Here is an 11,824-nt window from a genome sequence, read left to right on the forward strand (position 1 = left end):
TTATCGACAGGTAGAACCGATATGACTGACAACAAGAATAAATCCGAATCCCCACTGATCACCGGCGAACAAAGCCTGCGCGTTTTCGAGGGACTCAATCGGGGCATGTCACGCCGTGATGCGTTGCGTATGCTGGGTATGGCCGGCGTTGCCGTCGCGGGTGCGAGCAGCCTGTTCGGCCCGGCCGGTCGACTGTTTGCCGCGGAGGCCGGCGCAGCGGCTGGTGGGACGGGCAAAGGTCGGCGCGGTGGCCGCATCAAGGTCGCCAGTGCGACCAGTTCGACCGCCGATACGCTGGATCCGGCCAAGGGCTCGAACTACACCGATTACTGCCGTCATAACATGTTCTATAACGGCCTGACGACCCTGGACGAGGCGCTGGTGCCGCGTATGGCGCTGGCAGAGTCGTTCGATACAAGTGACGCGACCTCCTGGACGATCAAGCTGCGCAAGGACGTCGTCTTTCACGACGGCAAACCGTTCACCTCGGCCGATGTCATTTATTCGTTGAATCGACACAAGCTCCCCCAGGTCGGTTCCAAGGCATTGACCACCGCACAGCAGTTGGATGAGGTGAAAGCCACCGGGCCGCACGAGGTGCAGATCCGCCTGACCAGCCCGAACGCCGACTTGCCGGCCATTCTCGCCACGACCCACTTTCTCATCGTGCGTGACGGCACAACCGACTTCGCCGTCGCCAATGGGACCGGGCCTTTCAAATGCTCGGAATTCCAGCCGGGCGTGCGTTCGATCGGCGTGCGCAACGACAGTTACTGGAAGCCAGGACTGCCTTACCTGGACGAAGTCGAATTTTTCTCGATCCCGGACGAGGCCGCGCGCATCAGCGCCTTGCTCGCCGGTGACGTCGACCTCATCAACCCGGTCAACCCCCGTTCGACTTCGCGCATCCTGGAGAGCAACAAGGTGGCGCTGATGGAGTCCCGCACCGGTGGCTATACCAATCTGGTGATGCGCGATGAACTGGGCCCGAACCAGAATCCTGACTTCGTGTTGGCGATGAAATATCTGTTCGATCGTAAACAGATCAATCGAGCCGCCTTCCGTGGCTACGGCGCCATCGCCAATGACCAGCCGATCGCCTCGAATAACCGCTATTACTTCGCCGATCTGCCACAGCGTGAGTTCGATCCGGAGAAGGCCAGGTTCCACCTGCAAAAGTCCGGTATGGTCGGACGCACCTTGCCGCTGGTGGCTTCCGAAGCTGCCACCGGTTCGTTGGACATCGCCCAGTTGTTACAACTGTCGGCCCAGCAGATCGGACTCAAGTTCGACATCAAGCGGGTGCCGGCGGATGGCTACTGGTCCAATCATTGGATGAAGCATCCCCTGGGGTTCGGCAACATCGGTGCGCGTCCAACCGCCGATTTGCTGTTCAGCCTGTTCTTCCAGTCCAGTGCCGGCATGAACGAATCGGGATGGAAGAACGAGCAGTTCGACCAGTTACTGGTGGCTGCGCGCGGGGAAACCGACGACGCCAAGCGCAAGCAGATGTACGCCGACATGCAGGTGCTGGTGCATGAGAAATGCGGTGTCGGCATCCCGCAGTTCACCAGCAGCCTCGATGGCCACAATGCCAAGTTGAAAGGTCTGGTTCCACACCCGCTCGGCGGTTTGATGGGCTACATGTTCGCCGAGCACGTCTGGCTGGATGCCTGAGCGAATAGAGCAACGACAGCTCGATAACCAAGACGCGCCTGCGGGGTGATGCAGGCGCGGTCATCAAGTAAAGGTATTCATTATGAACAGCACTATCGCACGGCTTGTTTCCAGTCGTCTGGCTGTAGGTGTGCTTACGCTGCTTATCGTGTCGCTTGTGGTGTTTTTTCTCACCAGCCTGCTACCGGGCGACGCAGTCCAGGAACAGCTTGGCCAGGATGCAACCCCGGAAGCGGTGGCGGCAATGCGCGCGGTACTGGGCCTGGACCAGCCCGTGTACCTGCGGTACTTGCACTGGCTGGGCGGGTTGATCACCGGCACTCCCGGTGTTTCGTTGGTCAATGGCATGGCGGTTGACGAAATGATCGCCAGTCGCCTGCCCAATACCCTGCGCCTGGCCTCGATCGCAGCGCTGGTCTCGGTGCCGCTGGCGCTGACGATAGGTATTTTGTCGGCCATGTACCGTGGCTCGATTTTCGACCGTTACAGCAACATGCTGGCGGTGTTTGCCGTCTCCGTGCCGGAGTTCCTGATTGCCACCGTCGCGGTACTGATCTTCGCGGTCAAGCTGGGCTGGTTGTCGGCCCTGTCGCGTGATGTCGAGGTCGAATCCTTCGGTGAACTGGTACGCGTCTACGCGATGCCGGTGCTGACGCTGTGTTGTGTATTGGTGGCGCAGATGGCCCGCATGACGCGGGCGGCGCTGATCGACCAACTGAGCAGCCCCTACGTCGAAATGGCAGTGCTCAAAGGCGCCAGACCGATACGGGTGGTGCTGCGTCATGCGCTGCCGAATGCAATCGGACCGATCGCCAATGCCATCGCATTGAGCCTGTCGTACCTGCTGGGCGGTGTGGTCATCGTCGAGTCGATCTTCAACTATCCGGGTATCGCGACGCTGATGGTAAACGGCGTGGTCACCCGCGACATGCCGCTGGTACAGGCGTGCGTCATGTTGTTTTGCCTCGGGTTTCTGGTGCTGGTACTGCTGGCTGACCTGTGTGCAATTCTGTCCAACCCGAGGCTGCGCAAATGAAACTTGACACTAATCCACCGACGCCGGATATAGGGAACGGTATTAAGCAGGATGGACTGAAGCAGCCCGTTGCGCACCACCATCGACGTCGGCTCAAGTTGTCCTTCAGCGGCTTCATCGGCCTGCTGATCGTGAGCTTCTGGGCGCTCATGGCCATCTTCGGTCCCCTGTTGGCGCCCTACGATGTCAACGCCATGCCCAGCGACGGTTTCTTCGGGCCACTCAGCGCGCAGTTTCCGTTGGGCACCGACTATCTGGGCCGGGATATTCTCAGCCGATTATTGCATGGGGCTCCCTACACCATCGGCCTGGCGTTGGTGGCAACCCTACTTGCCTGTTCGGCGGGTGTGATGTTGGGGCTGGTGGCGGCGGCCTCCGGAGGCTGGATCGATGCGCTCATAAGCCGCACCGAAGATGCGCTGATCTCCATTCCGAACAAGATTTTCGCGTTGTTGATGGTGGCCTCGTTCGGTTCCTCTGTGCCGCTGTTGTTGTGCATGGCTGCATTTGCCTACATGCCGGGCTCCTTCCGTATTGCACGTGCGGTGGCGGTGAACGTCATGACGACGGACTTCGTCCGGGTCGCTCGCACCCGGGGTGAGGCCATGCCGTACATCATCTTCGTCGAGGTGCTGCCGAACATGCTTCGTCCGGTCTTGACCGATTTCGGCCTGCGCTTCGTGTATGTGGTGCTGCTGCTGAGTGCGATGAGCTTCCTCGGGCTGGGCATACAGCCCCCGGACGCGGACTGGGGGTCGCTGGTGCGAGAAAACATCCAGGGCCTGGAGGAGGGGGCACCGGCGGTATTGGTGCCGGCGCTCGCCATCGCCACTCTGACCATGGGGGTCAACTTGCTCATCGACAGCTTCGGCGGGCGATCCACGCGCGGGACGGAGAAGTGAAATGAACGAAATCGTCAGGGTAAGTGGCCTGCGCGTGGCTGCGCGAAATGAAGAGGGGATCGATGTACCGATCGTACACGGTGCCGATTTCAGTCTGAAAAAAGGTGAGGTACTGGCGCTGATCGGCGAGTCCGGTTCAGGCAAGAGCACCATCGCGTTGTCATTGATGGGCTACGCTCGCAGCGGTTGTCGCATCGTAGGCGGCTCGGTACATATCGGCGATGTCGACGTGCTCAAGCTGTCGAATGCCGAGCTGGCAAAGCTGCGCGGACGCACCGTGGCCTATATCGCGCAGAGCGCGGCCGCGGCGTTCAATCCGTCCAAGAGCATCATGGAGCAGGTGATCGAAAGCGCACTGATCCATGGCACGCTGTCACGGCAGCAGGCGCAGGCCAAGGCTGTCGGGTTGTTCCGGGCGCTGGCGTTGCCGGATCCCGAAGGCATTGGGGCGCGCTATCCGCACCAGGTCTCGGGCGGGCAGTTGCAGCGGCTGATGGCTGCGATGGCGCTGATCACCGATCCGGCACTGGTGATTCTCGACGAGCCGACCACGGCGCTGGATGTCACGACGCAGATCGAGGTCCTGCGGGCCTTTAAACGGGTGGTCAGTGAACTCGGCACAACGGCCGTTTATGTCTCGCATGACCTGGCGGTGGTGGCGCAGATGGCCGACCGTATCGTCGTGCTGCGCGACGGCCAGATCCAGGAAAACAGCAGTACCGAGCAGATCCTGATAGAACCGGCACATCCTTATACCCGTAGCCTGCTGTCGGCGATGAAGCCTTCAGCGAACCAGGACACGACCGATCAAGGCACGCCCACCACGGGTAATGATTTACTGCTCGACGTCCGTGGTCTCGAGATTTGCTATGGCCTGAAGAAGGTGTTGCAGGATGTCGACCTCCAGGTCCGCAAGGGCTCGGCAGTCGGTGTGATCGGTGAGTCGGGATCAGGGAAAACCACGCTGGCCCAAGCTATCGCCGGCCTGGCGGAGCCATCGGCCGGGCGGATCCTGCTGGATGGCCAGCCTCTGAGCAAGACGTTGGTCGGACGGACCCGCGAGCAGTTCCGACGAATTCAGTTCGTCTTTCAGAATGCCGATACGGCGCTGAATCCGCGACACAGCATCGAAGATATCCTGGGCCGTCCGTTGCGTTTCTATCACGGCATGAAGGGCGCGCAGCGCCAGCGCCGGGTGGCTGAGTTACTGCAGTTGGTGCAGCTACCGGCAAGCATCGCGCAACGCCGCCCCGGCGAGTTGTCCGGTGGGCAGAAGCAGAGGGTCAACCTGGCACGGGCACTGGCGGCAGAGCCGGACCTGATCCTGTGTGACGAAGTGACCTCGGCACTGGATACCGTGGTAGGGGCGGCAATTCTCGAACTGCTGCGTGACCTGCGTCGGGAGCTGGGGGTTTCCTACCTCTTCATCAGCCACGACATCTCTACCGTCCGCGCGCTATGTGACGACATCGTGGTGATGTACAGCGGCCACAAGGTCGAGGCGGGTGACTGTGAGTCATTCGTCCAGGTGCCGTTCCATCCCTATACCGACCTGTTGATCAACTCGGTACCGGAGCTGCGTCAGGGGTGGCTGGAGAGCTGCGCTGCCTCCTGCGGCAACCTGCCTCCGATCAGTGCGGTGGATACCACTGCGCACCTGTGTCCATTCCTCAACCGCTGCCCGGTACGCATCGACGGGCTGTGTAATCGCAGTGCGCCGCCACGCCGAAGCATCGCCGGCGGCAGCGAGGTTCTGTGCCACCACGAAAGCGCCGAGCTGCTCAAGGCACAGCAAGGATCAAACAGCATGAAACTGATAGGTACCTACGCATGAATGCGCGTTTTGTGCGCTTGGCCGAGCGCGACCGGACGACGGTGAGGTTGATGGTCGATGGAGAGCCGATCGAGGCAAAACAGGGCGACACCTTGATGGTTGCGATGCTGACCCACGTGTCAGTGCTGCGTCAGTCGGAGTTCGACCCAGGGCGTCGCGCCGGCTTCTGCCTGATGGGGGCGTGTCAGGACTGCTGGGTCTGGACCCGCAGCGGCGAGCGTCTACGTGCCTGCAGCAATGAGGTTCGCGAGGGCCTGGAGATAGTCACCACACAGCCGGAGTCGATATGGCCATTTCGCGGGTAGAGCCTGCAAGGGTGGTCATCATTGGTGCCGGCCCTGCTGGCATCCGTTGCGCCGAGACCCTGCTGGCGAAGGGGATCAAGCCGATCCTGATCGATGAAAACCGTCGCGACGGCGGCCAGATCTATCGTCGCCAGCCCGAGGGCTTCAGCCGTGACTATGCGACGCTGTATGGCAGCGAAGCGGACAAGGCCGAGGCGTTGCACCAGAGCTTCGACCGTTTGCGTGAGCAGATCGACTATCGGCCGGACACCCTGGTGTGGAGCCTGACCCCTGGCCAACTGTGCTGCGTCAGCCAGGGCAAACATTCGACCGTGGATTACGATGCGCTGATCCTCTGTACCGGGGCCACCGACCGCTTGATGCCGGTCGCCGGCTGGCAGTTGGCGGGTTGCTATAGCCTGGGCGGTGCACAGATTGCGCTGAAGGCGCAGGCAGTCTCCATCGGCCATCAGGTGATGTTCATGGGTAGCGGGCCGCTGCTGTACCTGGTGGCCAGCCAATACCTCAAGGCCGGTGCCAAGGTGGTCGGGGTGCTCGACACCTCACCGTTGCGCAAGCGTATCGCGGCCCTCCCCAAGTTGCTCGCCCGTCCTGGGGTCCTGTTCACCGGGATGAAGCTGTTGGCCAAGCTTTATCTGGCTGGCATCCCGGTGCACCTGGGCGTCGAACCGCTGCAGGTGTTGGGGGATGCGAACAGCGGGGTCAGCGGCGTGCGGGTGCGCACGGCGAACGGGGCAACCGCGCAGTTCGATTGCGATGCCGTGGCCATGGGGTATCACCTGCGTCCGGAAACCCAACTGGCCGACCAGGCGGGTTGCCGTTTGCGTTTCGACGAGGCAACCAGCCAATGGCTGCTGGACACCGATGAGGATGGCCGCACCTCGGTCCGCGGCATATATGCCGCCGGCGACGGCGCTGTCATCCGGGGTGCCGATGCGGCAGAGCACGGCGGACGCCTGGCTGCATTGGCATTGTTACGCGACCTGCACCTGCCGGTGGATGCCGGGTTGGTTAATGAGCAACGTCGTGCGCTGCAAGTGATGGATGAGTTTCGCCTTGGCCTGGCCGAGGCTTTCCCCTGGCCAGCGGCGCAGGCCCAGGCTTTGCCGGACGAGGCGATCGTCTGTCGTTGCGAGATGATTACGGTTGGCGAGTTGCGCGATGCGGTGCGCGAGAAGGGTGCCTGTGAAGTCAATCGCGCCAAGGCCTTCAGCCGCGTCGGGATGGGCCGGTGCCAAGGCCGCTACTGCTCGCAGGCCGGGGCGCAGGTGATTGCCGCCGCTGCGGGCGTCTGCATTCAGGAAGTGGGGCGGCAGCGTGGTCAGGCGCCGGTCAAACCCCTCTCGATGCTTACCGAGGAGGTATCGTCATGATCCCGCAACAAGCCGATGTACTGATTGTTGGGGGTGGCCTGATGGGCGCTGCGGCGGCGTTTTTCCTGCGCCAGCGCGGCCAGTCGGTGATACTCCTCGAGCGTGACCAGATCGGCCAGTACGCCAGCGGAGTGAACTTTGGCAACGTGCGTCGCCAAGGCCGTTTTCTCGGTCAACTGGAGTTGGCCAATCGCTCCTTCGCGCTGTGGAAGCACCTGCCGGAACTGATCGGCGACGACCTTGAATTCGTTCCCAGCGGGCACATGCGCGTCTGCTATCGCGAGGATGAGATCGCCGAACTGGAGGCCTACGCGGCGGCGCCGCAGGCACGCGAACTGGATCTGCGCGTCTATAGCGGTCGCGAGCTGCACGAGCGGTTCCCGTTCCTCGGCCCCGAGGTCAAGGGCGGCTCCTACGCACCCCATGACGGCCACGCGAACCCACGCCTTGCTGCGCCGGCCTTCGCTCGCGCTGCACGCCGGGCCGGTGCGCGTATCGAGGAGCGCACGGAAGTGACGCAGGTACAAAAGGTCGGCGGGCAGTTCCACGTGAACACCGCTGACGGTCGTGAGTATCGCGCCGATCGACTGTTGATCACTGCCGGCGCGTGGGGCGAAAAGCTCTCCGCGCAGTTCGGTGAACCGGTGCCGCTGGTCACCAAGGGGCCGCAGATGTCGGTCACCGAACCCGTACCCTATGCGCTGAAAACGGTGATTGGCGTGTTCACCAAGAATCCCGAGGAAATGCTGTATTTCCGGCAGATACCCCGTGGCAATATCATCATCGGCGGGTGTCACCACAGCAAGCCGGACATGCTCACCCGGCGCGCCCATTTCGAGCCGCAAAGCATCCTCAAGCAGTTGCAGCAAATGCGTCGGCTTGCGCCGGATATGGCCAACCTGAACATCATCCGCACATGGAGCGGTATCGAGGGGTACGTCTCGGATGGCCTTCCGGTGCTGGGCTCCAGCGGCAAGGTCGACGGTTTGTATTACGCTTTCGGCTTCAGCGGGCATGGCTTCCAGCTCGGGCCGGGGGTTGGTGACGTGATGGCCGAGTTGATCAGCACCGGGAGCACCAGCACGCATATTGCCCCTTTCGACGTCACGCGCTTCGCCGGCGTCGCTGAGCAACGGACCATGGCGTCATGAGAGCGAGGACACTGGAAATCCTCAAGCGATTGATCGCTTTCGACACCGTCTCCTCGGAGTCCAACCTGGCGCTGATCGACTATGTGCGCGAGCTGCTGCTGAGCAAGGGTATCGAGTCATTGATCGTCAAGGACGAGAGCGGGCGCAAGGCCAATCTGTTCGCCAGTACCGGTCCGCACGATCAGCCCGGTATCCTGCTGTCCGGGCACACCGATGTGGTGCCGGCCGCCGGCCAGGCCTGGAGCGTGCCGGCGTTCCAGGCGACGCTGAAGGATGAGCGGATTTATGGCCGGGGCAGCTGCGACATGAAGGGTTTTATTGCCCTGGCGATCGACGCCATGCTCGAGGCCGCTGATTGCTCATTGAGCCGCCCATTGCAACTGGCCCTGTCCCATGACGAGGAAATCGGCTGCGTTGGCGTACGCCGTTTGCTCGATGTCCTGCACCTGGCGCCGTTGCGGCCGATGCTGTGCATCGTCGGTGAGCCTACCGGCATGCAGTTCGTTCTCGGACACAAGGGCAAGGGTTCCTACCGAGCTCGGTGTCGGGGGCAGGAAGCCCATTCATCCTTGGCCCCGAGGTCGGTCAACGCCATTCATGTGGCCTGCGACTTTATCGCCATGCTGCGCGAGGGCCAACGGCGTCTGGAACAGCAGGGTGCGCGCGACGCGGATTACGACGTTCCCTACAGCACCGTGCACGTCGGGCAGATTACCGGCGGCAAGGCCCTGAACATAGTCCCGAACCTGTGCAGCCTGGATTTTGAGGTGCGCAATTTACCGGCCGACGACCTCGATCAGTTTCTCGAGCAGATGCGCGAACGGGCCGAGCAGATCGTGCGCGAGGCCAAGCGTCTGTCCGGTGCAGCCGATATCGAGATCGAGACGCTGAACGTCTACCCAGGGTTGGACACCCACCCCAGTGTGGAAGCCGTGCGCTTTCTGAGGAACTTCGCCCCAGCGGATACCGGCAACGCAAAAGTTTCCTTCGGCACCGAAGGCGGTTTATTCAGCCAGCGCCTGGATATACCGGTGGTGGTGTGTGGGCCGGGCTCCATCGAACAGGCGCACAAGCCCGACGAGTTCGTCGAGCTGAGCCAGATGCGGGCCGGGGAGCGCTTTCTCGATGGGCTGCTGGGCTCGTTGAAGCTGTAACGCCGGTGTTTCGCATGTGACCCTTGCCGAGTCCGGGAGGGGTTGCCTCGCGTTCTGACCGTCACCCGATATCCCTTGATGGTCGGCGGATTTCTCGCTCGAGGACAGCGTACGCGTGTCTGCCAAAGACCAATACCTCAACCGAGTAACCAAGAAAAAAAAGCGGGACTCCGACGAGTCCCCGATAACACTCCGGGAGTCCGTCCATGAAAGTTCTCGAACGCCTTTCCTTTCCCACCAAGTTCGCCTTGCTCGGTCTGCTGGTCCTCGCTCTGATTGCCGTGCCGAGCAGCTTGTACGTGCTTGGCGCGCTGCAGACGGGCCGTCAGGCCGACCGGGAAGTACAGGGGCTGCCACCGGTCCAGGCGCTGCTCCGTCTGGTGGCGTTGACCCAGCAGCATCGCGATCTGGCTGCCACCGTGCTCGGCGGCGACGACGCCCTGCAACAGGCGCGCCTGGCCAAGCAAGCGCAGGTGCAGCGCGCCTTCGAAGCGAGCGAGCTGGCGCTGCAAGCGGCCGGGGGCGATGCGGAGCTGTTGACGGCCTGGCGCAAGGTACGCGAACAATGGCAGGCGCTGTCCGAGCAGATCGGCCAAGGCACCATCAAAGCCAGGCAGAGCCTGCAACTGCATTCGCAACTGATCGCCTCCATCCTGTTGATCGAGGATGCCTTACTCGATCATTTCGAACTGGCCCTGGACCCGGTCCTGGAAACCTATTCGCTGATGTACGCCGCGCTGATCGAAATGCCGCAAACCGCCGAGTTGTTCGGTCAGTTGCGTGGCTACGGCAGCCTGTATCTGGTGCAGGGACGAATCCTGCCCGAGCAACAAGGTGCCTTGGTGGGGTTGACCGGCCAGGCTCTGGCCAGCCTCGACAGGATGACTCGGGCCTTCACCAAGGCAGCGGCGACCAATCAGGCGTTCGCCGCTGCCCTTGAAACACCTCTGGCGGCGCTGCGCCCGCAGATCGAGCAGGCGCTGGCATTGACCGATACGCAGTTGGTCGCGGCCGTCGAAATGGATCTTTCTGCCGGTGGTGGCTACGGAGTGAAGTTGAGCTACCCGGCAGCTGATTATCTGGCCGCGTATGATCGACCTATCAGCGCTCTGCAGGCCCTTGGCGACTCCGCAATGGCAATGCTCAACGAGGCGCTGGCGGCGAGGCGCGACAGCTATCGGCAGGACACCCTGCTGATGTCCGCCGGTCTGCTGGCGTTGCTGCTGGTGGGCGGCACCCTGGCCACTTTGATCGTACTGCGCCTGCTCAAGCAGCTGGCTATTGCCATGGCGGCAGCCGAGCGGATCGCCAAGGGCGACCTGACCCAGACGCTTGAGACCACCGGTATGGATGAGGCGGCACGCCTGCTGCAGGCATTACAGTGCATGCAAACGGACCTGCGTGACACCGTCAGTCAGGTGGTGAGCTCCGCCGAACAGTTGGGCTCGACTTCCGAGGCATTGAGCGCGGTGACCGACGACGCCAGCCAAGGATTGCAAAGGCAGAGCGAGGAACTCGACCAGGCGGTGACGGCCGTTACCGAGTTGACCTGTGCCATCGAGGAGGTGGCGCGTAATGCGGCCTCGGCCTCGCAGGTGTCCCAGGCCGCCGACCATTGCGCACGACAGGGCGAAGACAGCGTCACCCGAACCGTCGACGCCATCGAATCGTTGACCGGCGATATGGCGCATACCGCTGATGCGCTGCAGAACCTGGCGGGCCAGATTGGCGATATCGGCTCGGTACTGGATGTGATTCGAGGCATCGCCGAGCAAACCAACCTGTTGGCCCTGAATGCGGCGATAGAGGCGGCTCGGGCGGGCGAGAGCGGCCGCGGCTTCGCCGTGGTGGCGGATGAGGTACGGGCCCTGGCGCAAAGGACCCAGGACTCGACCCGACAGATCGAGGGCATCATCGGCTCGGTACAGCAAGGCAGCCGCAGCGCCCTCAGTGCCATGCACAGCAGCAATGAAAAAACCCGCTATACCCTGGGGCTCGCACGCGGAGCGGGTACTGCACTGAATGCTATCGTCGAGGCGATCGGACAGATCAATGAGCGCAGTTTGAGTATTGCCAGCGCCACCGAAGAGCAATCCCAGGTCGCCCGTGAGGTCGACAGCAATTTGTTGAATATCCGCGATGTCTGCGCACTGACCTCGGCCGGCGCCAGGCAGACCCGCGAGTCCAGTCAGGAACTTGCCGGCCTGGCCAGCGAGCTGAGTGGGCGGGTCAAGCACTTCAATGTCTGACTCGGGATCAGGTGCATCGGTGCAGACCCTGGTGCACCACGACCCTGCGGGCCGGTCGCTCACATCATCAGCGAATTTCTCCGGTAGAGCCTGCTGTCATCCGCTGATATTCAGCAGTCAACGCTGCTGCAAAGGCGCTTTCA

General features: G+C 62.3%; 9 protein-coding genes. All 9 read left to right on the top strand.

Annotated elements, in window-relative coordinates; translation table 11 throughout:
* The first annotated feature begins 21 nt into the window (after nucleotides 1–21).
* The 9 genes from FBX99_RS17660 to FBX99_RS29615 all read left to right on the top strand — a co-directional run bounded on the left by FBX99_RS17660 (nucleotide 22) and on the right by FBX99_RS29615 (nucleotide 11,681).
* Nucleotides 22–1,677 carry an ABC transporter substrate-binding protein gene (locus tag FBX99_RS17660; RefSeq protein WP_144925508.1) on the top strand — a complete coding sequence of 552 codons (1,656 nt, stop codon included), beginning with the start codon at nucleotides 22–24 and terminating at the stop codon, nucleotides 1,675–1,677.
* Between the two features lie 82 nt (nucleotides 1,678–1,759).
* Nucleotides 1,760–2,713: an ABC transporter permease gene (locus tag FBX99_RS17665; protein WP_144925505.1), complete on the top strand. Its 954-nt coding sequence runs from the start codon at nucleotides 1,760–1,762 to the stop codon at nucleotides 2,711–2,713.
* Entirely contained in the window at nucleotides 2,710–3,615 is a 906-nt protein-coding gene (locus FBX99_RS17670) for an ABC transporter permease (protein ID WP_144925503.1), read from the top strand. Before FBX99_RS17665 ends, FBX99_RS17670 begins: the two co-directional genes overlap by 4 nt.
* Nucleotide 3,616: 1 nt before the next feature.
* Nucleotides 3,617–5,449, top strand: a complete 1,833-nt coding sequence (locus tag FBX99_RS17675) for an ABC transporter ATP-binding protein (protein WP_144925500.1) — start codon at nucleotides 3,617–3,619, stop codon at nucleotides 5,447–5,449.
* The gene (locus tag FBX99_RS17680; protein ID WP_144925497.1) at nucleotides 5,446–5,754 is read left to right on the top strand and encodes a (2Fe-2S)-binding protein; all 309 of its coding nucleotides are present in this window, start codon (nucleotides 5,446–5,448) and stop codon (nucleotides 5,752–5,754) included. The genes FBX99_RS17675 and FBX99_RS17680 overlap by 4 nt, the downstream gene beginning before the upstream one ends.
* Nucleotides 5,736–7,127 carry an NAD(P)/FAD-dependent oxidoreductase gene (locus FBX99_RS17685; RefSeq protein WP_145132349.1) on the top strand — a complete coding sequence of 464 codons (1,392 nt, stop codon included), beginning with the start codon at nucleotides 5,736–5,738 and terminating at the stop codon, nucleotides 7,125–7,127. Before FBX99_RS17680 ends, FBX99_RS17685 begins: the two co-directional genes overlap by 19 nt.
* Nucleotides 7,124–8,278 carry an FAD-binding oxidoreductase gene (locus FBX99_RS17690; RefSeq protein ID WP_144925491.1) on the top strand — a complete coding sequence of 385 codons (1,155 nt, stop codon included), beginning with the start codon at nucleotides 7,124–7,126 and terminating at the stop codon, nucleotides 8,276–8,278. The genes FBX99_RS17685 and FBX99_RS17690 overlap by 4 nt, the downstream gene beginning before the upstream one ends.
* Nucleotides 8,275–9,432 (top strand): acetylornithine deacetylase, encoded by a 1,158-nt coding sequence (argE, locus tag FBX99_RS17695; protein ID WP_145132351.1) that lies wholly within the window; start codon nucleotides 8,275–8,277, stop codon nucleotides 9,430–9,432. Before FBX99_RS17690 ends, argE begins: the two co-directional genes overlap by 4 nt.
* Before the next feature lie 1,385 nt (nucleotides 9,433–10,817).
* A complete protein-coding gene (locus FBX99_RS29615) occupies nucleotides 10,818–11,681 on the top strand; it encodes a methyl-accepting chemotaxis protein (RefSeq protein ID WP_371926927.1) in 864 nt (287 codons plus the stop codon).
* The last annotated feature ends 143 nt before the right edge of the window (nucleotides 11,682–11,824 follow it).

It is taken from the genome of Pseudomonas sp. SJZ074 (assembly GCF_007828215.1).
Lineage (GTDB): Bacteria > Pseudomonadota > Gammaproteobacteria > Pseudomonadales > Pseudomonadaceae > Aquipseudomonas.

Excerpts from the sequence above, each read along its gene's own strand:
- FBX99_RS17670 (WP_144925503.1), top strand. The coding sequence starts at position 2,710 with ATGAAACTTGACACTAATCCACCGACGCCGGATATAGGGAACGGTATT.
- argE (WP_145132351.1), top strand. The coding sequence starts at position 8,275 with ATGAGAGCGAGGACACTGGAAATCCTCAAGCGATTGATCGCTTTCGAC.
- FBX99_RS17660 (WP_144925508.1), top strand. The coding sequence starts at position 22 with ATGACTGACAACAAGAATAAATCCGAATCCCCACTGATCACCGGCGAA.
- FBX99_RS17680 (WP_144925497.1), top strand. The coding sequence starts at position 5,446 with ATGAATGCGCGTTTTGTGCGCTTGGCCGAGCGCGACCGGACGACGGTG.
- FBX99_RS17675 (WP_144925500.1), top strand. The coding sequence starts at position 3,617 with ATGAACGAAATCGTCAGGGTAAGTGGCCTGCGCGTGGCTGCGCGAAAT.
- FBX99_RS17685 (WP_145132349.1), top strand. The coding sequence starts at position 5,736 with ATGGCCATTTCGCGGGTAGAGCCTGCAAGGGTGGTCATCATTGGTGCC.
- FBX99_RS17665 (WP_144925505.1), top strand. The coding sequence starts at position 1,760 with ATGAACAGCACTATCGCACGGCTTGTTTCCAGTCGTCTGGCTGTAGGT.
- FBX99_RS29615 (WP_371926927.1), top strand. The coding sequence starts at position 10,818 with ATGCAAACGGACCTGCGTGACACCGTCAGTCAGGTGGTGAGCTCCGCC.
- FBX99_RS17690 (WP_144925491.1), top strand. The coding sequence starts at position 7,124 with ATGATCCCGCAACAAGCCGATGTACTGATTGTTGGGGGTGGCCTGATG.